The 25,066-nt window shown below is 69.9% G+C and carries 24 protein-coding genes and 1 pseudogene; 15 read left to right on the forward strand and 10 right to left on the reverse strand.

All coding sequences use genetic code 11. From position 1 onward, the window contains the following. The first annotated feature begins 19 nt into the window (after positions 1–19). From EJK15_RS29775 to EJK15_RS29790, 4 genes are read left to right on the forward strand one after another with little or no spacing between them, the layout of a single operon-like run. Positions 20–907: a class II glutamine amidotransferase domain-containing protein gene (locus EJK15_RS29775; protein WP_138713788.1), complete on the forward strand. Its 888-nt coding sequence runs from the start codon at positions 20–22 to the stop codon at positions 905–907. Then, entirely contained in the window at positions 895–1,584 is a 690-nt protein-coding gene (locus tag EJK15_RS29780) for a GltB/FmdC/FwdC-like GXGXG domain-containing protein (RefSeq protein ID WP_138713789.1), read from the forward strand. Before EJK15_RS29775 ends, EJK15_RS29780 begins: the two co-directional genes overlap by 13 nt. A 41-nt stretch (positions 1,585–1,625) precedes the next feature. Next, positions 1,626–2,951, forward strand: a complete 1,326-nt coding sequence (locus EJK15_RS29785) for an FMN-binding glutamate synthase family protein (RefSeq protein WP_138713790.1) — start codon at positions 1,626–1,628, stop codon at positions 2,949–2,951. Continuing rightward, positions 2,948–4,081: an FAD-dependent oxidoreductase gene (locus tag EJK15_RS29790; RefSeq protein ID WP_240777295.1), complete on the forward strand. Its 1,134-nt coding sequence runs from the start codon at positions 2,948–2,950 to the stop codon at positions 4,079–4,081. The genes EJK15_RS29785 and EJK15_RS29790 overlap by 4 nt, the downstream gene beginning before the upstream one ends. Here the strand turns inward: EJK15_RS29790 and EJK15_RS29795 are convergent. After that, positions 4,078–4,656 (reverse strand): helix-turn-helix domain-containing protein, encoded by a 579-nt coding sequence (locus tag EJK15_RS29795; RefSeq protein WP_138713791.1) that lies wholly within the window; start codon positions 4,654–4,656, stop codon positions 4,078–4,080. The genes EJK15_RS29790 and EJK15_RS29795 overlap by 4 nt on opposite strands. Positions 4,657–4,925: 269 nt before the next feature. Here EJK15_RS29795 and EJK15_RS29800 point away from each other — a divergent pair, with 269 nt between their 5' ends. From EJK15_RS29800 to EJK15_RS29810, 3 genes are read left to right on the forward strand one after another with little or no spacing between them, the layout of a single operon-like run. Next, positions 4,926–5,486 carry a dimethylamine monooxygenase subunit DmmA family protein gene (locus EJK15_RS29800; RefSeq protein WP_138713792.1) on the forward strand — a complete coding sequence of 187 codons (561 nt, stop codon included), beginning with the start codon at positions 4,926–4,928 and terminating at the stop codon, positions 5,484–5,486. Continuing rightward, entirely contained in the window at positions 5,483–6,424 is a 942-nt protein-coding gene (locus tag EJK15_RS29805) for a PDR/VanB family oxidoreductase (RefSeq protein WP_171074605.1), read from the forward strand. Before EJK15_RS29800 ends, EJK15_RS29805 begins: the two co-directional genes overlap by 4 nt. Further along, positions 6,421–7,425, forward strand: a complete 1,005-nt coding sequence (locus EJK15_RS29810) for a heme-dependent oxidative N-demethylase family protein (RefSeq protein WP_206061176.1) — start codon at positions 6,421–6,423, stop codon at positions 7,423–7,425. The genes EJK15_RS29805 and EJK15_RS29810 overlap by 4 nt, the downstream gene beginning before the upstream one ends. A gap of 81 nt (positions 7,426–7,506) precedes the next feature. Here the strand turns inward: EJK15_RS29810 and EJK15_RS29815 are convergent, their stop codons facing one another. After that, the gene (locus EJK15_RS29815; RefSeq protein ID WP_138713794.1) at positions 7,507–8,136 is read right to left on the reverse strand and encodes a TetR/AcrR family transcriptional regulator; all 630 of its coding nucleotides are present in this window, start codon (positions 8,134–8,136) and stop codon (positions 7,507–7,509) included. Between the two features lie 157 nt (positions 8,137–8,293). On the opposite strand from EJK15_RS29815, the gene EJK15_RS29820 reads away from it, so the two are divergent. The 3 genes from EJK15_RS29820 to EJK15_RS29830 all read left to right on the forward strand — a co-directional run bounded on the left by EJK15_RS29820 (position 8,294) and on the right by EJK15_RS29830 (position 11,362). Further along, complete coding sequence (locus EJK15_RS29820; RefSeq protein ID WP_171074606.1) at positions 8,294–8,935, forward strand: hemerythrin domain-containing protein; 642 nt, start codon at positions 8,294–8,296, stop codon at positions 8,933–8,935. 94 nt (positions 8,936–9,029) lie between these two features. Continuing rightward, positions 9,030–10,106: a DUF2855 family protein gene (locus tag EJK15_RS29825; RefSeq protein WP_138713796.1), complete on the forward strand. Its 1,077-nt coding sequence runs from the start codon at positions 9,030–9,032 to the stop codon at positions 10,104–10,106. 293 nt (positions 10,107–10,399) lie between these two features. Continuing rightward, positions 10,400–11,362, forward strand: coding sequence for a DUF1838 family protein (locus tag EJK15_RS29830; RefSeq protein WP_138713797.1), 963 nt, complete (start codon positions 10,400–10,402; stop codon positions 11,360–11,362). A 284-nt stretch (positions 11,363–11,646) separates the two neighbouring features. Here EJK15_RS29830 and EJK15_RS29835 read toward each other — a convergent pair whose 3' ends face one another. The 6 genes from EJK15_RS29835 to EJK15_RS29860 form a co-directional block, all read right to left on the reverse strand. Beyond that, positions 11,647–12,246, reverse strand: a complete 600-nt coding sequence (locus EJK15_RS29835) for a GTP-binding protein (RefSeq protein WP_138713798.1) — start codon at positions 12,244–12,246, stop codon at positions 11,647–11,649. Continuing rightward, entirely contained in the window at positions 12,227–12,625 is a 399-nt protein-coding gene (locus EJK15_RS29840) for a DUF742 domain-containing protein (RefSeq protein ID WP_138713799.1), read from the reverse strand. The genes EJK15_RS29835 and EJK15_RS29840 overlap by 20 nt, the downstream gene beginning before the upstream one ends. Further along, entirely contained in the window at positions 12,622–13,053 is a 432-nt protein-coding gene (locus EJK15_RS29845) for a roadblock/LC7 domain-containing protein (RefSeq protein WP_138713813.1), read from the reverse strand. The genes EJK15_RS29840 and EJK15_RS29845 overlap by 4 nt, the downstream gene beginning before the upstream one ends. Beyond that, a complete protein-coding gene (locus EJK15_RS29850) occupies positions 13,053–15,395 on the reverse strand; it encodes a sensor histidine kinase (protein ID WP_240777297.1) in 2,343 nt (780 codons plus the stop codon). Before EJK15_RS29850 ends, EJK15_RS29845 begins: the two co-directional genes overlap by 1 nt. A gap of 321 nt (positions 15,396–15,716) precedes the next feature. Then, entirely contained in the window at positions 15,717–16,889 is a 1,173-nt protein-coding gene (locus EJK15_RS29855) for a serine hydrolase domain-containing protein (protein WP_206061172.1), read from the reverse strand. Between the two features lie 33 nt (positions 16,890–16,922). Continuing rightward, positions 16,923–17,111 (reverse strand): hypothetical protein, encoded by a 189-nt coding sequence (locus EJK15_RS29860; protein WP_138713801.1) that lies wholly within the window; start codon positions 17,109–17,111, stop codon positions 16,923–16,925. A 141-nt stretch (positions 17,112–17,252) separates the two neighbouring features. On the opposite strand from EJK15_RS29860, the gene EJK15_RS29865 reads away from it, so the two are divergent. Continuing rightward, complete coding sequence (locus EJK15_RS29865; protein WP_138713802.1) at positions 17,253–17,912, forward strand: response regulator transcription factor; 660 nt, start codon at positions 17,253–17,255, stop codon at positions 17,910–17,912. After that, positions 17,909–19,042: a sensor histidine kinase gene (locus tag EJK15_RS29870; RefSeq protein ID WP_138713803.1), complete on the forward strand. Its 1,134-nt coding sequence runs from the start codon at positions 17,909–17,911 to the stop codon at positions 19,040–19,042. The genes EJK15_RS29865 and EJK15_RS29870 overlap by 4 nt, the downstream gene beginning before the upstream one ends. Before the next feature lie 308 nt (positions 19,043–19,350). On the opposite strand, the gene EJK15_RS29875 is transcribed toward EJK15_RS29870, so the two are convergent. Both EJK15_RS29875 and EJK15_RS29880 read right to left on the reverse strand, forming a co-directional pair. Next, positions 19,351–19,896, reverse strand: coding sequence for a dihydrofolate reductase family protein (locus EJK15_RS29875; RefSeq protein ID WP_138713804.1), 546 nt, complete (start codon positions 19,894–19,896; stop codon positions 19,351–19,353). Continuing rightward, positions 19,893–20,483, reverse strand: a complete 591-nt coding sequence (locus EJK15_RS29880) for an NADPH-dependent FMN reductase (RefSeq protein ID WP_138713805.1) — start codon at positions 20,481–20,483, stop codon at positions 19,893–19,895. Before EJK15_RS29880 ends, EJK15_RS29875 begins: the two co-directional genes overlap by 4 nt. Before the next feature lie 72 nt (positions 20,484–20,555). Here EJK15_RS29880 and EJK15_RS29885 point away from each other — a divergent pair, with 72 nt between their 5' ends. The 3 genes and pseudogenes from EJK15_RS29885 to EJK15_RS29895 all read left to right on the forward strand — a co-directional run. After that, positions 20,556–23,642 (forward strand): AfsR/SARP family transcriptional regulator, encoded by a 3,087-nt coding sequence (locus EJK15_RS29885; RefSeq protein WP_138713806.1) that lies wholly within the window; start codon positions 20,556–20,558, stop codon positions 23,640–23,642. Between the two features lie 44 nt (positions 23,643–23,686). Continuing rightward, positions 23,687–23,800: pseudogene (locus EJK15_RS77735) on the forward strand (Tn3 family transposase); the annotation flags it as partial. Positions 23,801–23,953: 153 nt separating this feature from the next. Continuing rightward, the coding region (locus EJK15_RS29895) for an MBL fold metallo-hydrolase (protein ID WP_138713807.1) at positions 23,954–25,066 on the forward strand (1,113 nt) is incomplete at its 3' end.

Raw genomic sequence — 25,066 nt, forward strand, 5'->3', positions numbered from 1 at the left:
GCCGGAAAAGAGGAACGCCATGTGCGGTATCGCAGGGATCCAAGTCCGTGACCCCTCGCTGGAGCCCCGGCTCGGCGCATTGCTCGCCGGGATGGTCCACCAGGCGGCCGAGCGCGGCCCCGACTCCGCCGGAGTCGCCCTGTACGGCGACCACCGGCTCACTCCGCCCGGCCACGCCGCGATCAGCCTGACCGGCCTCGGCCTGCCCGCCGCCGAGGCGGCCGCCCGCGTGGGCCGCGGCGCCGACGCCATCGCCGCCGGTCAGGCGGTCGTCGTCCGCAGCGCCGAGCTGAGCGCCATGGAGCTGGAGCGGGCCGTACGCGACGCCTTTCCCGAAGCCGTCGTCACCGGGCGCGGTTCCGGCCTGGCCGTGCTGAAGGGCGTCGGCCACCCGGACGCCCTGGTGGAGGAGTTCGGGCTCGGCGAGGCGGCCGGCTGGCAGGGGATCGCCCACACCCGGATGGCCACCGAGTCCGCCGTCACCCCGCAGGGCGCCCATCCCTTCTCCGTCGGCGAGAACGTCTGCCTGGTGCACAACGGCTCCTTCGCCAACCACGCCACCATCCGCCGGGAGCTGATGGCCGAGGGCGCCGTCTTCGACAGCGACAACGACTCCGAGGTCGGCGCCCGCTTCGTCGCCCACCAACTGGCGCGGGGCGTGGACCTGGAGAAGGCGCTGCTGATGCTGTGCGAACGCTTCGACGGCTTCTACACCCTTCTGGTCACCAGCGGCGACACGTTCGCCGTCGTCCGTGACGCCATCGCCTGCAAGCCCGCCGTCGTCGCCGAAACCGACGCCTGGGTCGCCATGGCGTCGGAGTACCGCTGCCTGGCCGGGCTGCCCGGCATCGAGTCCGCCCGCATCTTCGAACCCGAGCCCGAGGAGGTCTACACATGGCGGCGTTGAAGGCGACGGAGATCGACCTGCGGACCGCGTCCGTACGCGACCTGAACCGCGCGCTGCACGCTGCCGAATCCGGCACCGCCTGGCGGGCCCGCCACCCCGACGGCGCCCACAACCTCGCCGTGGGCCTGAACGCCGCCGTCGACGTGGTCGTCGACGGGCACGCCGGATACTACTGCGCCGGCATGAACCAGTACGCCACCGTCACCGTCAACGGCAACGCGGGTGTCGGCGTGGCGGAGAACATGATGTCCGGCACGGTGCGGGTGCGCGGCAGCGCCTCGCAGTCCGCGGGCGCCACCGCGCACGGCGGCCTGCTCGTGATCGACGGCGATGCCTCGGCCCGGTGCGGGATCTCCATGAAGGGCGTGGACATCGTCGTCGGCGGCAGCGTCGGCCACATGAGCGCCTTCATGGGGCAGGCCGGACGGCTCGTGGTGTGCGGCGACGCCGGCGACGCCCTCGGCGACTCGCTCTACGAGGCCCGCCTCTACGTCAAGGGCCGGGTCAGGTCCCTCGGCGCCGACTGCGTCGAGAAGGAGATGGGGCCCGAGCACCTCGCCGAGTTGGCCGGACTGCTCAAGGCGGCCGAACGCGACGACGACGCGGCCGAGTTCCGCCGCTTCGGCTCGGCCCGGCGGCTCTACCACTTCAACGTGGACAACTCCGCGGCCTACTGACCTCGCCACCGGCCCGTCACCGATCCCCTTCGGAGGACCCCATGCACGACGACCCAGCGGCCTTCGGCCTGCGCGAGTCGGCGACGTTCGACCGCGCCACCATCCACGCCATCCAGCGCGCCGCCGAGACCGGCGTTTACGACATCCGCGGCTGGGGCGCCAAGCGCAGGCTGCCACACTTCGACGACCTGCTCTTTCTCGGCGCGAGCATGTCCCGCTACCCCCTGGAGGGCTACCGCGAGCGCTGCGACACCGACGTCGTCCTCGGCGACCGGCATGCCACGCACCCGCTGCACCTGAGCACCCCGGTGACCATCGCGGGCATGAGCTTCGGCGCGCTGTCCGCTCCGGCCAAGGAGTCCCTCGGCCGGGGCGCGAGCGAGGCCGGCACCTCCACCACCACCGGCGACGGCGGCATGACCCCTGAGGAGCGCGGCCACTCCAAGCACCTGGTGTACCAGTACCTGCCGTCCCGCTACGGCATGAACCCCGACGACCTGCGCAGGGCCGACGCCATCGAGGTGGTGCTCGGGCAGGGCGCCAAGCCCGGCGGCGGCGGCATGCTGCTCGGCCAGAAGATCACCGACCGGGTCGCGGCCATGCGTACTCTGCCCCCCGGTATCGACCAGCGCAGCGCCTGCCGGCACCCCGACTGGACCGGACCGGACGACCTGGAGATCAAGATCCGGGAGCTGCGGGAGATCACGGACTGGGAGAAGCCGATCTACGTCAAGGTCGGCGCCACCCGCACGTACTACGACGTCAAGCTGGCCGCCAAGGCCGGAGCGGACGTCGTCGTGGTCGACGGCATGCAGGGCGGCACCGCCGCCACCCAGGAGGTGTTCATCGAGCACGTGGGCATCCCCACTCTCGCCGCGCTCCCCCAGGCCGTGCGCGCACTGCAGGAGGAGGGCCTGCACCGCAAGGTGAGGCTCGTCATCTCCGGTGGCATCCGCAACGGCGCCGACGTCGCCAAGTGCATGGCCCTGGGGGCCGACGCCGTCGCCATCGGCACCGCCGCCCTGATCGCGCTGGGCGACAACCATCCCAAGTGGGACGCCGAGTACCGGAAGCTGGGCTCGGCAGCCGGGTACTACGACGACTACCAGGACGGCCGCGACCCGGCCGGCATCTCCACCCAGGACGAGGAGCTCGCCGCCCGCCTGGACCCGGTCGAGGGCGGCCGGAGGGTCGCCAACCTCATCCGGGTGATGACGATGGAGGCCCAGACCATCGCCCGCGCCTGCGGCAAGGCTCACCTGCACCATCTGGAGCCCGAGGACCTGGTGGCGCTGACCATCGAGTCCGCCGCGATGGCCCGGGTGCCGCTGGCCGGCACGGACTGGATTCCCGGGATCGTACGGTGAGCGGGGACGATCTCCCCCGCGAGGTGGAGCTCGCGGTGGTCGGCGCCGGGCTGATGGGCGCGGCCACCGCGTGGGCCGCCACCCGGCGCGGCCGTTCGGTCGCCCTGCTGGAGCGGTTCGCTCCCGGCCACGACCGCGGCAGCTCACATGGCAGCGCCCGCATCGTCCGCCGCGCTTACCCTGACCCGCTCTACGTGCGCATGACCGGGACGGCGATGAGGCTCTGGCGAGAGCTGGAGCAGGATGCCGGCGAGGGGCTGATCAGGGTCGTCGGCGGCCTCGACCACGGCCGCCGGCGCAACCCGGAGCGCCTCGCCGCGGTGCTGGCCGAGGCCCGGGTGGAGCACGAGCTGCTGCCCGCCGCCGAGGCCGCGCGCCGCTGGCCGGGGCTGCGCTTCGACGGGCCGGTGCTGTACCACCCCGAGGCGGGCACCGTGGACTCGGCGGCCGCCGTGACGGCCTTCGTCCGGCGGGCAAGAGCTCGGGGGGCGTCGTTCCATCCCGAGACCCCGGTACGGCGCATCGTTCCCCAGGACGATGGTGTGCGCCTGGAGACCGAGCGCGGCACGCTGACCGCCCGGCGCGCCGTGATCGCGGCCGGCCCGTGGCTGGCGGACCTGCTCGGCGGCCTGGTCGCGCTGCCCCCGCTGACCGTGTCCCAGCAGCAGGTGTTCCATTTCCCGCGCCGTGACCCCGAGGTGCTCTGGCCGGTCGTGGTGCACAAGGACACGCTGTCCTCCTACAGCCTGCCAGGCGGCAGGGACGGCGGCCCGGCGGACGGACGCAAGATCGCCGAGCACGACGCGGGCGGCGCCACCACCCCGGACACCCGCAGCGGTGTCATCGATCCCGTGGCGCGCGAGCGCATCACCGCCTACGTCCGCGAGTGGCTGCCCGGCCTCGATCCCGAGCCCTTCAACGAGACCACCTGCCTGTACACCTCCACCGCCACCGACGACTTCGTCCTCGACCGCGCGGGACCGCTGGTGATCTGCTCCCCGTGCTCCGGGCACGGGGCCAAGTTCGCCCCGCTGATCGGCGAGTACGCCGCCGACCTGGCGGCCGGCCTGCCTTCATCCGACGCGCGGTTCACCCTGGCCGCCCACCTGGCCGCGGCCGGACTCCCCTAGTGAGCGGCTTCCATCGTGCCGTACGCGGTGACGGTGAGGAACCGGATGGGCAGCTCACGCAGCTCCACCGGCCCGTGCGGCCCTTCCCCGTCGAACTGCAGCGCATCCCCCGGGTGCATCTCGTATCGGGAGTCGCCATGCCCGTAGACCATGACGCCCTCCAGCATGTAGAGGAACTCGGTGCCGGCATGCTGGAACAGCGGGAACACCTCGCTGGCCTCGGTGAGCGTGACCAGCAACGGCTCGATCCGCTTGTGCTCCCCGCGCAGCGAGCCGAGCTGCTCGTACAGGTGACCGACGTTGCTGCCGCGGCGGACGATCTGCGCCCCGTGACCGGCGGGGACGAACACCGCCTCCCGTTCGGCGTCCACGCCCCGGAACAGCGCGGTCACCGGCACACTGAGCGCGTCGGCGAGCTTGGCCAGCGTCGACAGGCTGCACGAGGTCTGCGCATTCTCGATCTTGGAGATCATCGCCTTGGACATCCCGGTGCGCTGGGCGAGCGCGGCCACCGAGATCCGCTTGGCCAGCCGGTGCTCCCGCACCCGTATCGCGATGACCTCCTCGAGAGACATCCCGCCAGCATAAACGGAGTCCACCAACAGGAACCAACTCGTAACGGTATTTAACGCCGCGGCAACCCATCACGGTCTACTGACATTTATCTTCGTTTCTTATAAGTAGACACCTGGCATGAGGGATCTCCAGACCAGCGAAGGACACCATCATGAGCGAAGGCTCCATCCGCAAAGCCGAGTACGGCTTCAAGGATCTCCCCAGTATGAACGTCCTGGGCGGCCTCGGCTTCTACACCGGCCACCGGTCGTTCGCTCCCTGAACCGCCATGTCGTTCTCTGCAGCGGAGCCCGGCCAGGCGGCGCGAACCGGCGTCCACCCCGATCGCACCAGTGTGCCCCGCCAGGCCGAGGCGGCGCCGGAGGTGGATCTCACCGGACGGGACTTCACGGTGCTCGCCCTCGGCTCCCCGGCTCGCTCGGTGGCCGCCGCCTGGGCGATGCGGATCGAACAGGCCGGTGCCACGTCATGGGTGTCGTACGCGAACGAACTGAACGAGACGGTGCTGCACGCCTTCCGGGAACGGCTGACCGCGGCGAGCGTCGGCTGGCGGCTGATGTTGTGCGGCCCCGAAACGGACGTGCTGCGCCTGCGGACCGAGGCGGTGCGCGCCGGCGCCGTCCCCGCGGAGATCCGGACGTACGTCACCCTGACCGACAGGCGCGACGTCTACTGCGCGCACTGCCGCCACGTGACCAGGGCGGACATCGCGATCGGCGGGCAGCTCACCTGCGGCGGGTGCGGCCTGACCCTGGTCTGCTACCACCACTTCTCCCGCCGGCTGGCCGCCTATCTGGGATACCAGGCCGACGCGGAGGAAGCCGCATGACCCTCGACATGACCTTGGTGGTCCAGGACGCCGACCTGGTCGCGAACGGGATCCGATCGCTGAGGCTGGGCCGGCCCGACGGCGGCCCTCTCCCCCGCTACGTGCCCGGCAGCCACCTCGTGGTGGAGTGCGGCGACGGACGGCGCAACGCCTACTCGCTCACCGGCTCTGGAACGGCGTCCACCGAATACCGCATCTCGGTGCTCCACAAGCCCGACGGGCGCGGCGGGTCGAGCTGGATGCACCGAGTCCCGGTCGGAGACACCGTTCGCGTCACGGCCCCGCGCAGCGCGTTCGCGCCCGTGGCCACCGCCCGCCGTCACCTGCTCATCGCGGGCGGGATCGGCGTGACACCGCTGCTCTCTCACACCCGCGCGGCCGCCGAATGGGGCCGCCCGTTCACGCTGCTGTACGGCTACCGGCCCGGGGCGGGCGCGCATCTGGACGAACTGCGCGAACTGTGCGGGACCCGGCTGCGCGAGTTCCCGGAGCAGGCTCCTTTCATCGGCGCCCTCCGCCAGGAACTGCGCCGCCAGCCGCTCGGGACGCACGTCTACGTCTGCGGTCCCGGCGGCCTCATCGACGCCGTGTGCGAGATGGCCCGCGATGCCGGCTGGCCGGACGAGCGGGTGCACGCCGAGCGGTTCTCAGCCGACGATCTCGACCCGGGCGTCCCCTTCACCGCCCGGCTGGCGCGCTCCGGCCGCGCGGTCGGCGTACCGACCGGGGTGAGCCTGCTGGACGCGCTCGAGAAGGCCGGGATCGCCGTCCCGAACATGTGCCGCCAAGGCGTCTGCGGCGAATGCCGCGTCGGCGTCCGAACCGGACGCGCCGAGCATCGCGACCTCTTCCTGTCCGCCGCGGAACGGGCGGCGGGCGACTCGGTGATGTGCTGCGTCTCGCGCAGCCTGGACGAGGAACTGGAGCTGGACCTGTGACACGGATCGACCATGCGACCCTCCGCAGCGCGGAGACCGCCGACCAGATCACGCGCTTCCCCTTTCCCTTTCCTGCCGACACCTATCGCTACAGCACCAACGTCGAACCCGCCCGCCGCTTCGTCACGACCGCCGCCGGCGCATGGGGTGACCGGATCATCGAGGTCGACCGGCACTACCGTGCGGAACTGTCCGAGCGCGACCGCGTTCTGGCCGCGGATCCCACCCGATGCACGGTCCTGCCGCACATGCGTCCAGCGGCGTGGGACGCACTGCTGATGGTGCTGGGAGAGCTCGCCGCGGACCACCCGGACGTCATGGAGCTGAGCGACGAAGGCGGCGGCCGCCTGCGCTGGCGCAACGACCTGCTGGGCGTCGAGCAGTCGTTCACGGTCGGGGACGACGACTCGATACCGGGCGGTCCGCTGCGCTTCGCCGGAACTCAGGCACAGGAAGATCTCGTCCTGCTCGACCAGCGCGAGGGCGCGCTGTGGGCCGACGCCGGGCTGGTCACCTTCGCCGCCGACTGGTCCCTGGCGTTCGACGTCGGGATGCCGTTTCTGGAGGTGCACGGTCCTGTGCCGCGGGTGCACGCCAACGGCGTCATCACCCGGGCGCAGCAATTCCTGATGCGCCTGGGCACAGGGCAGGAGTACCGGCGCACCAACTGGACCATGACCGTCGACCGCCGGCTCGACACCTCGACGGAGACCTACCCCGAATGGGGGCGCGACCGGCGGCTCGTCACCGCGGGCGATCCCGGCGAACTCGGTGACCGGCTCCACCTCCGCGTGGAAGTGCAGCACCTCATCCGGCTGGCCCCCTCGGGTGCGATCCTCTTCCTCATCCGCACCTACCTGCTCTCCTTGGCGGACCTGGCCACCGTGCCGGAGTGGAGACGCCGATTCGCCGCCGTCCTCGCCGAGCTCCCCGACGACCTCGTCGACTACAAGGGCCTGACGCGCTTCCGGTCCGCCACCATCCGCTGGCTGCGTTCCTGACCTGTCGGGAAGAACCTTCCGTATGACGGCAGTGCCGGGGGCAGAGGCATTGCGCCGACAGAGCAGCGGCGGTCCGTCGCGTCAGCGCAGCAGGAGGCGGTCCACCGCGTCGGCCAGCCAGTCGGCGTAGTCGCCCAGTTCCCACTTGCGGCCGACCATGAACGCCTCCGCCGTCTGAGTCGTGAAAGTCGCCCAATAGATGTCAGTGGCACGCTCGACGGTAAGCCCCGGGCGCAACATGCCGGAGAAGGATTCGACGATGACCCGCATGTCGGTGTAGCGGCGCCGTTCGTACTCCTCCCATGCCTCGCCGATCTCCGGATCGACTGCCGCCGCCTCCCGGAATACCCGCATGACCGGCCCGATCCGGGGCACCCAGTCCTGCGCGATTCCCCTCAGCAGGCGCAGCTTCCTCTCCTTGTCGCACTCGGCGAGCAACCGCTGGAACGGGTCACGCTGTATCAGCGGCTCAGGCGCGGCGTCGCCCGCCGTGGTCTCGTCGACCACGGTCAAGAGCAGCGCCGCCTTACTGCCCTGCGCGTACACGGTCGGCGCGGAGACGCCCGCCCGCTCGGCGATGTCCTTCATGGTCGTCTCGGCGTAGCCCTGCCCGAGGAAGCACTCCGTTGCAGCGGCGATCACGGCCGCCCTCGTCCGCTCCGCCTGCTCAGCGCGCAGCGCCGAGCGGTACGCACGCCTTCGCTCCGTCATGTATTGACTTTATCGTACTAAATTCATATTATCGCAACTAAAGCGAAAGTGAGTGATCATGACAGCTCCCTCCCCTCCCAGCACCGCCCCCCAAGTCGAACAGTTACTCCTGCGCGGTCAGGCCGCAGCGCCGCCGGGTCCCGTTGATGTCGCGGGCATGTACCTCATGCATCACGCGTTCCGGCGGGACCTCGGCCTGTTCGCCGCCGCCACCGCCGCCACCCCGATCGAGGACCGGGAGTGCTGGACCCGGCTCAGCCGCCGGTGGAGGCTGTTCTCCAGCACGCTGCACAAGCACCACCAGGGTGAGGACGCCGGGCTCTGGCCCCTGCTGTTAGAGCGTGCCCGCAGTGGCGAGGCCGCCGCCGTGCTGGCCGCCATGTCCGCCGAACACCAGCACATCGACCCGCTGCTCCATGCGTGCGGCTCCGGGTTCACCGTAATCGCCCACACCAGCGACGCACAGGTGCGCAGCGATCTCGCCGGGCACATCGCCGAGCTGCGCGACCTGCTGCAGGCGCATCTCGCCCACGAAGAGCGCGACGCGATGGCGCTCGTCCAAGGCCACCTGACCCAGCACGACTGGGCGCGCCTCGACAAGGAGCACTTCGGCGCCCAATACAGTCCGCGCGACATCCCCTCGGTGCTCGGCTGGATCCTGCACGGGCTTCCCCCGCACGCCGTGCGCCTGCTGCCAGGCGGTCCGGTCCTGCGCGCCGCAGGGAAGCTGCTCGCCCGGCGCTTCGCCCGCGCGGAGCGCCGTACCTTCCGTCATGTGCCGCGGGCGGACCGATCGTGACCGTCGGTACGAGCCTGCATCGAGATGGCAACCGACAGCCGCCCACTGATACCAGACGCTATTGCGGCACCCATCGAGTCAAGGAGAAGTCACCATGTGGGATCTGCTCACCAACCGAGATGATCTGCGGAAGACCGAGGTACGACCGGTGCCGGCACTGGAGCCGGCGGACGGTGAGGTTCTGCTGGAGGTCGAACGATTCGCCCTGACCAGCAACAACATCACCTACGGAAAGGTCGGCGACAGCTTCGGCTACTGGCGGTTCTTCCCGGCCCCGCACGGCTGGGGCCGGCTCCCCTGCTGGGGATTCGCGCGGGTTGTACGCTCGCGGGCGCCAGGCGTCGCAGAGGGTCTCCGGGTGTACGGCTACCTGCCGATGTCCACCCACGTCACGATGCGGCTGGCGCCCACCGGCGACCGCGCCGAATTACCTGCCCGCGCCTACGCCGACACCGCGGCACACCGCGCTGAAGGGTCGGCGACCTACAACACCTACGTCGCGATGCCGGCCGATCCCTTCGACAATCACCGAGTCGTGTGGCGGTCGCTGTTCTCCACCTCCTACCTGCTCGACCACGAACTATCCCAGGCCGAACCGGCTCAGGCGGCGGCACCCACCACGGTCGTGCTCTCCAGCGCCTCCAGTAAGACCGCGATGGGACTGGCCTGGCTGCTGCGCCGCCGCCAGGTCACCGTGGTCGGCCTGACCTCGACCGACAAGGTCGCGGCACTGACCCGGCATGGGCTCTATGACCAACTCGTCTCCTACGACGAGATCGCCGGCCAGAACCTCCAAGGCCCCATGGCCTTCGTCGACTTCGCCGGCGATCCCGGTGTGGTCGGCGCGGTGCATCAGCGATTCGCTCACCATCTCACTCGCAGCATCATCGTCGGAGTCACCCACTGGGACGCAGCCGCACGCGGCGGCGACCTGCCCGGCCCCACGCCCACACTGTTCTTCGCACCCGAGCGGGTCCGCAGCCTGACCGCCGACGTCGGCGGCACCGAGCTGCTGCAACGCATGGACACCGCAATGCGCGACTTCATCGCCGCGTGCCCGTGGCTGCGCATCGTCGAACACACCGGGCCAGAGGCCCTGCAAAAGATCTACAACACGGTCATCGACGGCCACGCGAAGCCCGAAGACATCCACATCATCAAACCCGCGTGAGCCGACTCTCATCGCGGTAGAAGGGCAGGTCGCGGTCGACTACGTCGAGCCTTGCGTCCCACCCTCTCGCCTGGGTCACGCGAGTGACTCGCGGAAGCCGTCGGAGCGGGGGCAGATGACGCCAACCACCGTTCCGATGTGCCCTGCGCCGGACGCCATTGTGCGGGGCGTCGCGCTGCCCTGGCCAGGCGGCTAATCGGCGAGGTGGACAATCCCCCGCCCGACATGATCACAATGAGAGGCTGCTCGCTTCCTTTTCCATACGGAGGGCCTAAGTGGTCAAACGAGGCATTATGGGGTTCTTGGCCTCTATTGTCCTATTCATCGGCGTCGGCATTCCGGGCGCGGCGGCGGACGACACATCCGCCGGCCCCACGCATCCCGGGCCGGTCTACGCGACGGTCACCGACAAGAGCGGCAAGCTCTCCCTCCAGACGTTCGGGCGTCCAGACGGGAAGGACATGGTGTTCCGGATCTCCGGCTCGGTGTACGCGAACATCGAAGGCAACAGTCTGGACCCGGCGATGCGGCACGGCCAGAAACTCTTCAACATCGAGGGCTACAACATCCGGCGGCTCTACCGGGTCCCCGACACGAACCAGCTCTATCAGCTCTCCAGGGAGATCGTCTTCTACACCGACCCCGCGGACCCGCAGCGAATCTTGCGCGAGTGGAAGAACCCGATCGACGGCAAGACCTACCCGGTCGTCCCCATCAACAACGACTCGGTGAACTTCGGCCCGTTCACCATCACCTCCTCCTTCACGGGCCCGCCGCTGCAGCAGTTGCACGACGAGACCGTATGGACCAGCGACATCGGCGTGCGCGCGAACTTCGGCACCACGCTCGGCGAGGGGTTCGGCCTCGCGGGCGGCGTGTACGCCGCGCAGGAGATGTTCGACTTCTCCGTCGACGACCGCGAGGTGGCGACCCGCACCGGCCCTGGCGTCCCGGCCGGCGCGATGAAGACGAAGATCAGCTGGGCACGGACCAGCCCGTGGACGCCGTTCATGTGCCTGGCGGAGAGGGACGTGCGGGGCCAGCTCACCTATCACGCCCGCAGCTGGTCGCTGGGTTCCTACGCCGGCATCGAGCCGTGGCTGCGGGCCGAGGTCGAGGCGAACCACCCGCTGTTCACGGCCGCTCCCACCGCGCCGGGGCCGAGCGAGAACTCCTGGACGTCCTTCTACAACAAACAGCTCGGCAAGGGCGCCACCACCTGGGCAGGCTGGTGCACCGCCAACGGCCGCCCATGAACGCCCGCAACCCGGTCACCGGCCGGACCGTCGGCCCAGAGAAAACCGGGCATGCCGCCACGCGGCCATCGCCGACCAGGTAGCGCATCGGGGGTGGCGCCGGGCGGCAGCGGTTCCAGAGAGCCGTCCACCAGGTAGCGCGGGCATTGGGCACGCCGAGGCCGGGTTTCCGCTCCGGCGTGACCGTCGTCCTCTCCCCGAGAGTCGCCGCCCGCCCTAGACCGATCCCTGGGAAGCCGATCGCGAAGCGGCGCCACAGGCGCCCCGGTGCTGGGGACGCCCGGTCAGGCTACAGGGTGCGGTGTGGTGCGGGACTGGGCAGCCATCAGGTGGTCGATGAGGGCCAGCAGCACATCGCGCCCTGCCGTTCGGTCGCGGGCGTCACAGAGCACCAGTGGCACCTGCGGATCGAGATCGAGTGCCCTTCGGATCTCCTCCTGTGTCCGGTCCCTGACACCATGGAAGCAGTTGACGCCGACGACGAAGGGGATACCGCGGCTCTCGAAGAAGTCGATCGACGCGAAGCTCACATCGAGTCGGCGGGTGTCGACCAGGACGACCGCGCCCATCGCTCCGCTGACAAGGTCGTTCCACATGAACCAGAAGCGTTCCTGCCCGGGGGTGCCGAACAGGTAAAGCACGAGTTCGCTGTTGATGGTGATGCGCCCGAAGTCCAGTGCGACGGTAGTGGTGGACTTGCCGCTCACCCCCTTCAGATCGTCGACGCCGACGCTGGCATGGGTCAGGTACTCCTCCGTACGCAGTGGGGCGACTTCGCTCACCGCGCCGACCAGGGTCGTCTTCCCGACGCCGAAACCACCGGCGATAAGGATCTTCACTGCCAAGGGAGCAGCGTCCCCGTGGTCAGAGTTTGCGTAACCCATCCCTCACCGCCTCAAGGATTGCCATATCGGGAAAGCCGCCTGCCTGTGCGAAAGCCAGCGGTGGCCGGGCCCGCATCTGACCGGTCTCGAGCAGATCGCCGATGAGGATCTTGGTCACTGACACCGGGAGATTCAGCGCGGAGGCGACTTCGGCCACCGCCAGGGGTCGCTCGCACAGAGCGAAGATGGTGCGGTGCTCCGGCTGCATTCTCCTCAGGCCGCGTCCGGTTTCCGGCGAGACCTCGGAAATCGCGGTCACCAGGGTGATCAGCGTCAAGTCGTCCCGCTCGGGAGCGGTTCGTCCGCCGGTGATCGTATAGGGACGGACAAGGGGCTCGTCGGCGTCATCGTCCTCGAAGCCCTCCGTCCAGTGTTTCATCCGTGTCTTCCCGCGTCATCGGCCTGCGGGGTACGCGCGTCGGTTCCCAGCTTCTGGCCGACCTGCTGGATCAGGGTGTGCATCGCGACGCTCATCAGTTCGGCGTCGACCTCCTGGGACGCGACTACGGCCAGATGGGTTCCCTGGCCCGCGGCTGTGACGAACAGCCACAGGTCGGCCATCTCGATGATGACCTGATGGACCGGCCCGCCACTGAAGAGCTGCCCGACACCGCGAGCCAGGCTCTGCTGGCCGGTGGCGATCGCGGCGAGGCGTTCGGCATCCGAGCGTTCGATGGTCCGGGACCGGCTGATCACCAGGCCGTCGTTGGACAGCACGATGGCGTGCCGGGTGCCCGCGACCTGATCGACCAGGCTGTCCAGGAGCCAGTCCAGGTCAATGTTGGTGGCGGTAGTGCGCTGCGTCATCATCGATCTTCCGTCGTAGAGGAGCTGGGCTCGGGGGATCCGCTCGGCCGGGACTGGGAGGCGTCGTCACCGGTCCGGCGCCTGCGAGACTGCCTCTGGAACGCGCCGATCGTGGCACTGGATCGGCTGGGCTGGTCGCGTGCGGCCCAGGTCTCCTGGTCGGTCTGTTCATCCCTGTCCGCCGGGGCTTTGAGCTCGGCGGCCAGGCTGGCCTGGCGCACCCGCTGGGGCAGCGGCCCGCGGTCGGACGATGGCGGTGCTTCGTCCTGATCCGGCGATCCGGCGGGTGCTGTCATGTACGCCATCGCGCGTCCTCTGGAGCGAGTCGGCAACTGACCGTCCTTGTGAGGCGGGCGGGGACCGACCGTAGCTTCCTGCGGATGGGGCTGTGAACCGGTGGCGTCCTGGGGGACCTCCTCGGGGAGCGCGGCCGGCCCGGGTACCGCATGGGGGCGCTCCACCACCAGGGGTTCCGGGAGCAGCACGATGACACGGGTGCCGCCGAAGGCCGACGACCGCAGTTCCACCTGGATACCCAGGTTCGCGGAGAGCCGAGCGACCACGTACAGGCCGAGACGCACATCGTCGGCGTGGGTCATCACATCGAGCTGCGGCGGCGACTGCAGCAGGGCGTTGGCGGCGGCGTACTCCTCGGGTTCCATGCCCAGGCCGCGGTCCTCGATCTCCACGGCGACGCCCCGGCTGACCGGTGCGGCCCGCACCTCGACGGGGGTCAGCGGCTTGGAGAAGGTGGTGGCGTTCTCCATGAGCTCCGCCAGGACATGGACCAGCGGTCCCACCGCTCGCTCGGCTATCCAGGGTTCGCCCTCGACGTCGATCAAGATCCGGCGGTAGTCCTGGACCTCGCCTTGTGCGGCGCGCAGTACATCGAGCAGGTGCACTGGCTTGCGCCAGCGGCGCTGCGGCTGCCCGCCGCCGAGGATCACCAGGTTCTCCTCGTAGCGGCGCAGCCGGGCGGTGAGGTGGTCCAGGTCGAACAGGCCCTCCAGCACATCGGGGTCCTCGTGCTGACGCTCCAGTTCGTCCAGCTTCTTCAGCTGTAGGCCGATGAGGATCTGCGTACGGCGGGCGATGCGCTGGAGCATGCGCTGGAAGCCACGGTGTTGTTCGGCCTGCCGCACGGCGGTGAAGACAGCGCTGCGGCTGGCCATATTGAGGGCCTGCTCCAGCTCGCCGAGCTCGTCGGGGGTGGGCTCGACCATGTGCACTTCCGCGTCCACGTCGACGTCCTCGCCGCGCTCCAGCCGGGCGACCACGTTGGGCAGCCGCTCCTGGAGTTCCTGGGCGTCCTGGCGCAGGCGGAGGATGCGCCGGCGAAGAATGGCGGTGAGGCGCCAGCTGGTGAAGATCACCAGGCCCAGGGCGAGCAGGCCCACGGTGGAGACACTGATGAAGACCGTGAAGAGCATGTCGGCGTGGCCGTAGCCGATCCTGCCGACATTTTCGAATCGGAGGCCGAGGAGTCGCAGCAGTTGCGCGGTGACCGTGTCCACCGAGGAGCGCCACTCGGCGCTGTCGACGCGGAGTGTCACCTGGTTGCCCTCGGAGCTGCTCCCGGAGGTGATCAACCGCCCTTCCAGAGCGGTCATGGTCTCCCACGCCTTGCCGGCCGTCAGCGTTCCGTACTGGGTCTCGTTGCCTGTGAGACCAGGAACCACCCGGGACTGCATGAGGTGCTTCCTGGTGCCGATGGCGTCGGCGACAACGCCGTACTCGTCCCTCGTCAGGCGCCCCGTCTGCCAGCCACGAGCCAGAATGGCGTCTTCGCGGCCGATCATGTCGACGACCCAGAAAAGGTCGACCAGTGTCTGCGCCTTACTGTTCACCTGGCCCTCGTCGGTGTTGCTGAGGGCTGTCAATACGCTGAGGCCTGACTCAAGGACACCGCTGTAGTAGTCGAATGCATGCTGCGCGCTGGACCAACCGGCGTCCACCGCCCGGCGCTGCTGATCGAGGAGGCCGAGGTTGCGTTCGGTCCGGGCGATGGCGTCGGTGAGCCCCTCCTGTGCGTTGGTGGCGTCCAGGGCTGCCAAGGGGCGGAAGACGCTCACGGCCTGGTCGGTCGCCGCGCGCTGCTTGGCAAGCTTGTCGCGGGCGGTGCTAAGGGGATCGGCCTGCACCTCCGCGGTGAGCCGTCGCTCCTGATCAAGGCTGAAGAACAGGTTGGCCGTAGGCCTGCCGACGGTCTTGGTGGCCAGATCCATCTGGGCCTTCTCCGCCCGCCACTGAGTGGACAGTTGGTACATGCCCGACGCCAACAGCGGGGTAAAAGTCACGCTCGGCACGAACACGACGATGAGCAGCACGGTACGCAACGGCATTCGGCGGGCACCGGCCAGTCGCCGCGGCCCGCCGCTGGTCGACCCCGCTAACCCATTCCCGTCGCCCATGGTCCCCGTCCGTCGTCGCCCGACCCTGCCCAATTTAGCCACGTGCAGGACACTCTCCTCCGCCGATCGGTGAGTCCATGACGAAAATCGCCAAGTAGGCGATTGGTGCCCGATCGTAGCCATACGGCAGTTGAGTAGAAAGCCCCGCTTTGCCCGTCCGGCTGCGAGGCGCCTTCCGACGTCGCGATCCAGCGGGCGGCCCTGGCGGAGTTCTTGCGCATCGCCACCTGCCGATCTCGCAGTCCCAGCGCCTCAGCCGGTAGCACACAGGGCGTGGTCCACCAGGGTGGCCATCGCCCGGTCGGCGCGCTGCTCGGCCTTGAAGTCGGCGAGTGAGCGGGAGGTGGCCGAGACCACGACGACACGGCTGCCATCCGGTGTAGCGCCCAGCCTGGTGCGGTAACCGTCGCCGTCGCCGCCGTGGCTCCAGTAGCCGCCGCCGCAGCTCAGTGGGCGGTAGAGGAGCCCGAGGCCGTAGCGGGCGCCCGGCACCCCCATGGCCTGCAGTTCTTTGGCCGGGACGGTCTTCTCCATCTCCGCCAGTTGCGCGGGGGCCAGCAGCCTGCCGTCCATCAGCGCGCGGAAGAACGCGTTCAGGTCGCCCGTGGTGCTGATCATCCCGCCGGCCGCATCGCCCAACGTCTGGTTCTTGACGGTGACGTCCACCAGCGGCCCGCCCCGCTGGAACCGCATGTACGCCCTGGCATGCGGCTCGGGCATGTGCGGATCGGCACCGGGCGCGCTGGTGTGACGCAGGCCCAGCGGCTTGAGGATGCGGTCGTGGACCTCTCGCTGCCAGGTGTGCCCGGTGACCTTCCGTATGATCATTCCGGCGAGGACGTAGTTGGTGTTGGAATAACGCCAGTTCGTCCCCGGTGCGAAGTCGGGCCGGTGCCGTACGGCCCGCGCAACGAGCTGCTCGGCGCGGTAGGACCGCAACCGCTCCCGCCGCCACGCCCCCGCCGAGCCGGGCGGCTTCGGCAGGTAGTTGTGCAGGCCGCTGGTGTGCTGCAGGAGCTGACGTACGGTGATCTTACGGCCGTCGTTGCCGCTGCCCCAGACCACGCCGGGCAGCCATTTCTCCACGGTGTCATCGAGCGACAGCCTGCCCTCGCCGACCAGCCGCAGCACCACGGTGGACACGAACGTCTTGGTGACGCTGCCGATCCTGAAGCAGGCGTCGGCAGGAACGGGGTCGCGGGACGTCAGCTCTCTCACCCCGGCCCGTGCCCGCAGGCGGCCCGACGGGGTCACCACCTCGCCGAGCGTCCCCACCACGCCGGCGGCGCTTACGACGTTGAGGTCCCGCTGCAACTGCGCCCGGTCATAGCCCTGGGCGCGCGCGGTGGAAGGGAACGCGGTCATCCCTGTCGCGAGCGCGGCGGCCACGATCGCCACCCGTCGTCCAATCGTGCAAACGGTCACAGATTCTCCTCATAGGTCGCGTGGGTCGTCTTCTCAGGGTCGCGGCAGCTGCGGGGCGGAGGGCGCCCGCGGCGGTTCCGGTGGTGCACAGAGGGGCGCGCAGGTGACCGATCGCGCCCAGTCCGCGGCGGGCAGCCAGTCCAGGACGCCGGTGAAGGCGGTCAGGGCCACGGTGACAACGCAGGTCGCGGCGATCGCCAGGCGCGTTGGTCGTGCGGGCATGAGATGCCTCCTCGTTGGGTCGGTGTCGAGAAGCACTCAATCGCGCCCCTGGTTACCGGGACGGAACAGCCGCTGTTACGCCGCTGTAACCCCTCCTTGCGAGATGCTGAGGCCGACGCCGACCGTAGGGAGCGATGAGGGATGCGGGTGCTGGTGGTCGAGGATCACCGCGAGCTCGCCGAGACGCTGGCGACCGGGCTGCGCCGTGAGGGCATGGCGGTCGACCTCGCGTGGGACGGAGCGGAGGCACTGGAGCGCACATCGGTCAACCGCTATGACGTGGTCGTGCTCGACCGCGACCTGCCCGTGCTGCACGGCGACGAGGTGTGCCGGGCCCTGGTGGCGGAGCGCTATCGGGCGCGCGTGCTCATGCTGACCGCGGCCACGACGATCGAGGACCGGGTGGACGGGCTGAGCTTGGGGGCCGACGACTACCTCCCGAAACCGTTCGCCTTCGCCGAGCTCGTGGCGCGGATCCGGGCACTGGCCAGGCGCTCGCAACCGGCCCTGCCCCCGGTGCTGGCCCACGGCGAGCTGCGGCTGGACCCCGGCCTGCGGGTGGCCAGCCGGGCAGGGCGCAGGCTGGAGCTCAGCCCCAAGGAGTTCGCCGTGCTGGAGCTGCTGCTGGCCGCCCAGGGCAGGGTCGTCTCGGCCGAGGAGTTGCTGGAGCGCGCGTGGGACGAGGCCGCCGATCCGTTCACCGCCACCGTCAAGGTCACGATCAGCCGGCTGCGCCGCAAGCTCGGAGACCCGCCGCTGGTCGAGACGGTGCCCCAGGCCGGTTACAGGATCTGGGCATGAGAGTGGCCAGTCGTGCCCGCGGCCGTCGCCGGACCATCCGGCTGCGGCTCACCCTGCTGTACGGAGGCCTCTTCCTGGCGGCGGGCGCACTACTGCTGGCCGTCACATATGTGCTGGTGGCGTATGCCCTGCCGCTCCAGCCGGTGGAGGCCCCGCCGGCCCCCGAGCTGGGCGGTCCCTTCATGCCACCCCCGACGCCGAGCGTTCCTGACCTGTCTGACCAGCTCGGCCGCCAGCGGGCCCACGACCTGCGACAGTTCCTGGCGGCGTCAGGAATCGCCCTGGTGATCATGGCCTTCGTCTCGGCCTGGCTCGGCTGGCTGGTGAGCGGGCGTGTGCTGCGTCCCCTGCGTTCGATGACGGGCGCCGTACGGGAGATCTCCGCACGGAACCTGCACCAGCGCCTCGACCGCCGCGGCCCCAACGACGAGATCAAGGACCTGGCCGACACCTTCGACGGGTTGCTCGGCCGCCTGGAGGCCGCCTTCGAGGCGCAGCGCGGGTTCGTCGCCAACGCATCCCACGAGCTGCGCACCCCGCTGACCTTCGAACGGAGCCTGCTCGAGATCGCCCTGGCCGACCCGGATGCGAGTGCCGCGGAGCTACGCGCCACCTGCCAGCGGGTTCTGGCGGGCAACCAGCACCAGGAGCGGCTCATCGAGGCGCTCCTCACCCTGGCCCGCAGCCAGCGCGGCCTGGACCGCCGCGAGCCCCTGGACCTGTCCGAGATCGCCGCCGCCCTCCTCGACCCCGCTCAGGAGCCACCCGTCGAGGCGGACCTGAACCCCGCCCCCGCGACAGGCGACCCCCGCCTGGTCGAGCGCCTGGTGGCCAACCTCCTGGACAACGCCGTACGCCACAACATCCCCGGCGGCCACGTGAAGGCCTGGACCGGCACCGATGCAGGACGCCCCACCGTGCGCGTGACCAACACCGGCCCGATCATCCCTCCGGACCAGGTGGACGCCCTCTTCGAGCCCTTCCGGCGGCTGGACGCCACCCGAACCAGCGGGCGCGACGGCCTGGGCCTCGGCCTGTCGATCGTCGCCGCCGTCGCCGCCGCCCACGACGCTGAGCTCACCGCCCACCCCCTGCCCCAGGGCGGCCTCGACGTGAAGGTCGCCTTCTAAGGCCGCCGAGCAGCCGCACGGTCGTCATGATGACCTGAGTAATCGTGTCGAGCGCCGATCTCCCCCGCGCATCAAGACCCACATCCTAGGACCTCAGCACCGCCGCGGAGCAGGTGCGGGCCGCGATCCTGGCGTCCGGCCGCGAGTACGAGGCCTCCCCCGCCATCGAGGGCCGATGGCGAGCTCGCCCTAGCGTCAGCACCGTCGCCAGCCCGGCGATCCCAGCCCACCAGCCCATGACAAGCTCGACGGACCCCAGATAACGGCGGATTCCGCTAACCGAGGCGGGTTCGCAACGTCATCCTGGTCTACTGCTCGGGCTGGTAGACCAGGATGACCAGGCCGGAGCTGAACGTCTTGTTCTCCAGCAGCTTCAGCTTCGCCTTCGACTCACGCCTGAACAGCGGCTCACCCTCACCGAGGATGAGGGGGTGCACCCACAGGTGGTACTCGTCGAGCAGCCCGGCCCGCGACATCGCGTCGGTCAGCTGCCCGTTGCCGTAGATGATGATGTCGCCGCCCGGCTGCTGCTTGAGCTTGGTGACCTCCTCGACGAGGTTCTCGCCCCTGATGATGGTGGAGGTGCCCCAGATGTCGGCCTTCTCAAGGGTGTCGCTGACCACGTAATGGTGCATGCCGTTGATCCGGTCGGAGAACTCGTCGCTGGGCCTGGTCGGCCAGACCGACGCGAACCCCTCGTAGGTGAGCCGCCCCGCCAGCAGGGCATCCGACCTGCGCATCAGGTCCAGGGCGTACTGCATGGCATCGTCCGTCCGGTAGTCGAACGACCAGTTCTGCGGCTCGTCGATGTAGCCGTCGAGCGTGGTGTAGGTCGAAGCGATCAGTTTCCTCATTGTTCTCTCCATTGGTGATCGTTTCTGGCGTCCCGCAGCGTACGGGCCCACCATGACAGCTGGTCAAGCGTGATTCCGGCCGCCGCATGGCAGCTCGCGCCCCGTTTGGGCCAGGAGCCGTCGGCGTCGAAGAGATCCCAGTAGCAGGGCAGGCTGACCGCCTCGGTGACGGCCACCGCCCGCAGCACGGCGAAGATCTCACGGAGCTGGGCGACCGCGTGCAGGCCGCCCGACTCTCTGCCGTACGACACGAAGGCGACCGGCTTGGCCTGCCACTCCGCGTAGTACCAGTCGATGGCGGTCTTGAGCGGTGCGGGGAAGCTGTGGTTGTACTCGGGGGTCACCACCACGAAGCCGTCTGCCGCGGCCAGCCGCGGAGCCAGCGCCCGCACCTCGGCAGGGAGCTCCTCGTCCTCGTCGGTGAGGACCTCGGGCAGCCGCGCCTCGGCCAGATCGACGACGTCGACCTCCAGCTCCCTTCGCCTGCGGGCCTGGGCGGCGAACCACTCGGCCACCGTCGGGCCGAACCTGCCGCTCCTGGTGCTACCGATGATCACCGCCACCCGCAGCCGTTCGTTGCTTGCCATGTGACTACTGTGCTGGGCGGCCCTTACCGTTTCCTTCCACCGCACTTACCGCTCCGGCATAGGGTGACGGTCATGCGGTTTGGGGTGCTTGGCCCGCTGATGGTGTGGGATGCGGATGGCGTGCCCGTCACGATCCGTGGGCTGAAGGTCCGCGCGCTCCTGGCCGACCTGCTCCTGCACGAGGGCCGCCCGGTGTCGGCCGACCGGCTGGTCGACGACCTGTGGGGAGACGACGCCCCCGCCAATCCATCGGCCACGCTGCAGGTCAGGGTCTCGCAGCTGCGCAAGGCGCTGGGCGATCGGAGCCTGGTGGCGCACCGGCCCGCGGGCTACCTGCTGCAGGTGGAGGCGGACGCCGTGGACGCGCGCCGGTTCACCGAGCTCACCAAGCAGGCCCAAGCGGCGAAAGACCCGGGAACGCGGGCCGCGCTGCTGGCCGACGCGCTGGCCCTGTGGCGGGGCCCGGCGTTCGCCGATTTCGCCGACGAGGAGTTCGCCAGGGCGGCGATCGCCCGGCTGGAGGAGCAGCGCCTGACCGCCGTGGAAGCGCACGCCGAGGCCCGGCTGCAGCTGGGAGAACACGCCCTGCTCGCCGGGGAGCTGGCCGACCTGGTGGCGCGGCATCCGCTGCGTGAGCGGCTGCGTGCCGTACACCTGAAGTCCCTGTATCGGGCCGGACGGCAGAGCGAGGCGCTGGACAGCTACGCCGACCTGCGCGAACGGCTCGGCGAGGAGCTCGGCCTGGACCCCAGCCCCGAGCTGGCCGAGTTGCAGCGGGCCATCCTCGCCCAGGACCCTGACCTCGCTCCAGCGGTACGGCACGCCACCAACCTGCCCGCTCCGCTCACCGAGCTGATCGGACGGGACGAGTTATTGGCCGCGGTATCCGCACAGCTCGGGACGAATCGGCTGGTGACGCTCTGCGGGTCCGGCGGGGTGGGCAAGACGCGCCTGGCCGTGGAGACGGCGGGCCGGCTGGTCTCCGCCCACGCCGACGGTGTCTGGCTGGTTGAGCTGGCCTCCATGCCCCGGTCCGGCGAGGTGGCCGAGCTCGTGATGGCGGTCATGGAGATCCGCGACCCGGGCGGCGAGCCGCTCTCGGCACGCGACCGGCTGGCGCGTGCGCTGCGCAACCGGCGGGTGCTGCTGGTGCTGGACAACTGCGAGCACGTCGTGGAACAGGTGGCGGACCTGGCGGAGGCGTTGCTGCGGGCCGCGCCGGAACTCCGAATCCTGGCGACGAGCAGGGAGCCGCTGGCGCTGCCTGGCGAGGTGGTGTGGAACGTGCCGCCGCTGGAGCAGGACAGCGCGGTCCGGTTGTTCGCGGCCAGGGCGGCGGCCGCGCAGAGCGATTTCCGGCTCGACGACTCGACCGCCCCCGCCGTCTCGTTGCTGTGCAGGCGGCTGGACGGGATCCCGCTGGCGCTGGAGCTGGCCGCCACCAGGGTGCGGGCGCTGGGCGTGGACGGCCTGGTGGACCGGCTGGACGACCGCTTCAGGCTGCTGGCGACCGGGCATCGGGGTGCGCCTCCCCGCCAGAAGACGCTGACCGCCATGATCGACTGGAGCTGGGAGCTGCTGACCGAGCAGGAGCGGCTCGTGCTGCGCCGCCTGGCCGTACACGCCGACGGGTGCATCCTGGAGGCGGCCGAGGCCGTGTGCCCCGGCGACGGCGTGGCCGCCGATGACGTCCTCGACCTGCTCGCCCGCCTCGTCGACAGGTCGCTGGTGGCCAGGGCGGGAAACCGCTTCCGCCTGCTGGAGTCCGTCGCCGCCTACTGCGTGGAACGCATGCGAGAGGCGGGCGACCTGAATGAGGTACGGCACCGCCACCATGCTTATTACACCGATCTCGCTGAACGAGCCGCCCCCCACCTCTACGGCCCCAACCAGCGCCAGTGGCTTGGCCTGCTCGGCGCGGAGGCCGCCAACCTCCGCGCCGTCGTGGACGGCGCTCACCCGGAGCTGACCCTCCGTCTCGCCAATGCCCTCACCTGGTACTGGTACCTCCGCGGCCGCCTGACCGAAGCCAGTCGCTCACTCGAAACCGCCCTCACCGCAGCGGGTGGCGGGGTGCGGTCTGTGGCGATGGCGTGGCTTATGGGCATCTCCGTTCTGAAGGGCGGGAGTGCCGAGTGGGTGGCACGCCGGGAGCAGGCAGCGGAGGTGTTCGCCGGCGAGCTGGGCGAGCGGGCCAGGGCCGCGTGGTTCCTGGCCTTCGCGCTGGTGAACCTGGGTGAGATGGAAGCCGCTGAAGACCTGCTCGACAGGGCTCTGGAGGCCCTGCGCGCCGCGGGCGACCGGTGGGGCGAGGCGGCGGCGCTGAGCACTCGCGCCCAGTTCGCGCACGTACGCGGCGACCTGACCGTACTCGAGCGGGCAGCGACCAGAAGCGCGGAGCTGTTCGCCGAGCTCGGCGACCGATGGGGTCAACTGCAGGCATCGGGCTGGCTGGGCGGCCTGGCAGAACTGACCGGCGACACCGACCGCGCCGCCAGGCTGCACGAGGAAGGTGTGCACATGGCGGAGGAGCTGGGCCTGTGGCCGGAGGTCAGCGGTCAACTCGCCTGGCTCGGCTGGACCCACGTGCAACTGGGCGACTACGCGAAGGCTTGGAAGCTGTGCGAGCGCGCCCTCCGCCTCGCCACGGAACAGGACTACGCGGGCGGCGAGATCCTCGCCGAGATCGGCCTCGGCTACGCCGCCCGCAGGCAGGGCGAGCTCGATCTCGCCGAGGAACACCTCGGCAACCTGGTACGGCGGGCGAAGTCAGGAGGCGGCGCCGAGCCCCTGTACCTCTCGATGGTCCTGGTCGAACTGGGCTTCACCGCCGAGGAACGCGGCGACGCCGAGGCCGCCCGCGCCCTGCACCTGGAGGCGTACAGCGCGGCACGCAAGCTCGACGCCCCGCACAGCGTGGTCGCCGCCGCGGAGGGCCTGGCCGGGGCCGTGGCCCTCGCGGGCGCCCACGCCCACGCCGCCCGGCTCCTCGGTGCGGCGGCTGCGTCCCGCGAGGCCACCGCCCTCCCGCAGTCCCCAGCGGAACGTGCCGACGCCGACAGAATCGCCGCAACCTGTCGCCAGATCCTGGGCGAAGAGATCTTCACCGCTGAATACACCGCCGGCCGCCACCAGACCCTGGACGAGACGGTCACATAAGCACGTCGTGGTCCTGTACGGAAGATCCTGCTTATACACGCGGCTACGCACGCGGACCGGAGAACCAACTCGGAGTGCTCGGACTTGTCCTCAATTTCGTCGTTCTATGGACGACTGTCTACCTGGACGCGGCAGTTCGTCAGCTGAAGATGCAGGGCTTTGTAACAGGTTGATCGCTGTGCGTTGATTGCTCTCGGCGCTGAACACGACGGTGCGCCCGCCTCTGGTGAACCAGGACTGCGGAGCGGGTTGATCGTGGCTATCCTAATATGTAAACGCATCCGTATGCGTTTACGAAATGAGGTGGCCGGATGCCAAAGATCCTGGGCAAGATCGGGTTACTCGTTCCCACCCTCGCGGTCGGCGCTGCCTGGTTGGTTGTCCTGCGGTTGAAGGACGTGCCAGTGCCGCTGCTGGTGGCCTATGGGCTGCTGCTGGTCGGATTGGTGGCCGGGCTGCTGTGGCCCGGCGTGCTCGGCCGGCTATCCACGCGGCGCCGTGTGCTGGCGTTCCTCGGCGTTCCGGCCGGCCTGGGCACGCTGGGGCTCTACCTCGCGGTCGTCTACTACATCACGGACCTGCCGGTGCTGCTCGCCCTGGCCGCTGCTGCCTGCCTGGCATGGGCGGCGGCCACCTTCCTGCGTAGACGCCGGGCGGCGGGCAGCCGGGGAGCCCGGCAGACCAGGCGCGCCTTCCTGCTAGGCGGTGCCGGGCTGGTGCTGGGCGCGGCGAGCGGGCTGTCGGCCGGCCAGGTGGAACGGCGGCGCCGTGAGGTGCTGGCGCGGGGCGAGCAGGAGCGGCAGGCGGCCGTGCGTGCCCCGGGCGGTCGGCGGCGGATCGTCGACGACGCCGTGCGGGTGTTCCCCATCCACACTGGCGACACCATCGTCACCTACGGTCAGTTCTACGGCGGCCTGGACAGCTGGGAAGGGCTGAACGGCTACCTGCGCACCCTTGTGGACAAGGCGCAGATCGCGGTGCCGGTCTACGCCTACCTCATCGACCACCCCCGGCACGGCCTCATGCTGGTCGACAGCGGCGTCAACTGGGAACAAGCCCACGATCACGACGGGTACTACAACCACAACCAGATGGTCTCGCGCCTGCTGACCCAGCGCGACGAGTACCGGCTGACCCCCGAGCAGGACCTGCGGGTCCGCCTGGCCCGGCTCGGCTATGACGCCAAGGAGATCACCACCGTGTTCCTCACCCACGTCCACGACGACCACGCGGGAGGGCTACGCTACCTGCCCCAGGCAACAGTGGTGCTGGACCGCCGCGACTGGGAACACGGCACCGTCTACCCGTACTCCTTCGACCTGGTCAAGAACAACCTCTCCTTCCCCGCCTTCGACTCCGGCGCCTTCGGCCCCTTCCCCGCCGCCCAGGACCACTTCGGCGACGGCAGCCTCACCCTCCTACCC

This window comes from Nonomuraea basaltis, assembly GCF_005893125.1.
Lineage (GTDB): Bacteria > Actinomycetota > Actinomycetes > Streptosporangiales > Streptosporangiaceae > Nonomuraea > Nonomuraea basaltis.

Coding starts and splice junctions, on each gene's coding strand:
- EJK15_RS29845 (WP_138713813.1), bottom strand. CDS start 13,053: ATGACGCAGCGCACTACCGCCACCAACATTGACCTGGACTGGCTCCTG.
- EJK15_RS29870 (WP_138713803.1), top strand. CDS start 17,909: ATGAGAGTGGCCAGTCGTGCCCGCGGCCGTCGCCGGACCATCCGGCTG.
- EJK15_RS29865 (WP_138713802.1), top strand. CDS start 17,253: ATGCGGGTGCTGGTGGTCGAGGATCACCGCGAGCTCGCCGAGACGCTG.
- EJK15_RS29885 (WP_138713806.1), top strand. CDS start 20,556: ATGCGGTTTGGGGTGCTTGGCCCGCTGATGGTGTGGGATGCGGATGGC.
- EJK15_RS29795 (WP_138713791.1), bottom strand. CDS start 4,656: ATGTCTCTCGAGGAGGTCATCGCGATACGGGTGCGGGAGCACCGGCTG.
- EJK15_RS29820 (WP_171074606.1), top strand. CDS start 8,294: ATGTACCTCATGCATCACGCGTTCCGGCGGGACCTCGGCCTGTTCGCC.
- EJK15_RS29880 (WP_138713805.1), bottom strand. CDS start 20,483: ATGGCAAGCAACGAACGGCTGCGGGTGGCGGTGATCATCGGTAGCACC.
- EJK15_RS29780 (WP_138713789.1), top strand. CDS start 895: ATGGCGGCGTTGAAGGCGACGGAGATCGACCTGCGGACCGCGTCCGTA.
- EJK15_RS29785 (WP_138713790.1), top strand. CDS start 1,626: ATGCACGACGACCCAGCGGCCTTCGGCCTGCGCGAGTCGGCGACGTTC.
- EJK15_RS29875 (WP_138713804.1), bottom strand. CDS start 19,896: ATGAGGAAACTGATCGCTTCGACCTACACCACGCTCGACGGCTACATC.
- EJK15_RS29800 (WP_138713792.1), top strand. CDS start 4,926: ATGTCGTTCTCTGCAGCGGAGCCCGGCCAGGCGGCGCGAACCGGCGTC.
- EJK15_RS29840 (WP_138713799.1), bottom strand. CDS start 12,625: ATGAAACACTGGACGGAGGGCTTCGAGGACGATGACGCCGACGAGCCC.
- EJK15_RS29815 (WP_138713794.1), bottom strand. CDS start 8,136: ATGACGGAGCGAAGGCGTGCGTACCGCTCGGCGCTGCGCGCTGAGCAG.
- EJK15_RS29860 (WP_138713801.1), bottom strand. CDS start 17,111: ATGCCCGCACGACCAACGCGCCTGGCGATCGCCGCGACCTGCGTTGTC.
- EJK15_RS29805 (WP_171074605.1), top strand. CDS start 5,483: ATGACCCTCGACATGACCTTGGTGGTCCAGGACGCCGACCTGGTCGCG.
- EJK15_RS29775 (WP_138713788.1), top strand. CDS start 20: ATGTGCGGTATCGCAGGGATCCAAGTCCGTGACCCCTCGCTGGAGCCC.
- EJK15_RS29850 (WP_240777297.1), bottom strand. CDS start 15,395: ATGCCGTTGCGTACCGTGCTGCTCATCGTCGTGTTCGTGCCGAGCGTG.
- EJK15_RS29825 (WP_138713796.1), top strand. CDS start 9,030: ATGTGGGATCTGCTCACCAACCGAGATGATCTGCGGAAGACCGAGGTA.
- EJK15_RS29835 (WP_138713798.1), bottom strand. CDS start 12,246: ATGGGTTACGCAAACTCTGACCACGGGGACGCTGCTCCCTTGGCAGTG.
- EJK15_RS29830 (WP_138713797.1), top strand. CDS start 10,400: ATGGGGTTCTTGGCCTCTATTGTCCTATTCATCGGCGTCGGCATTCCG.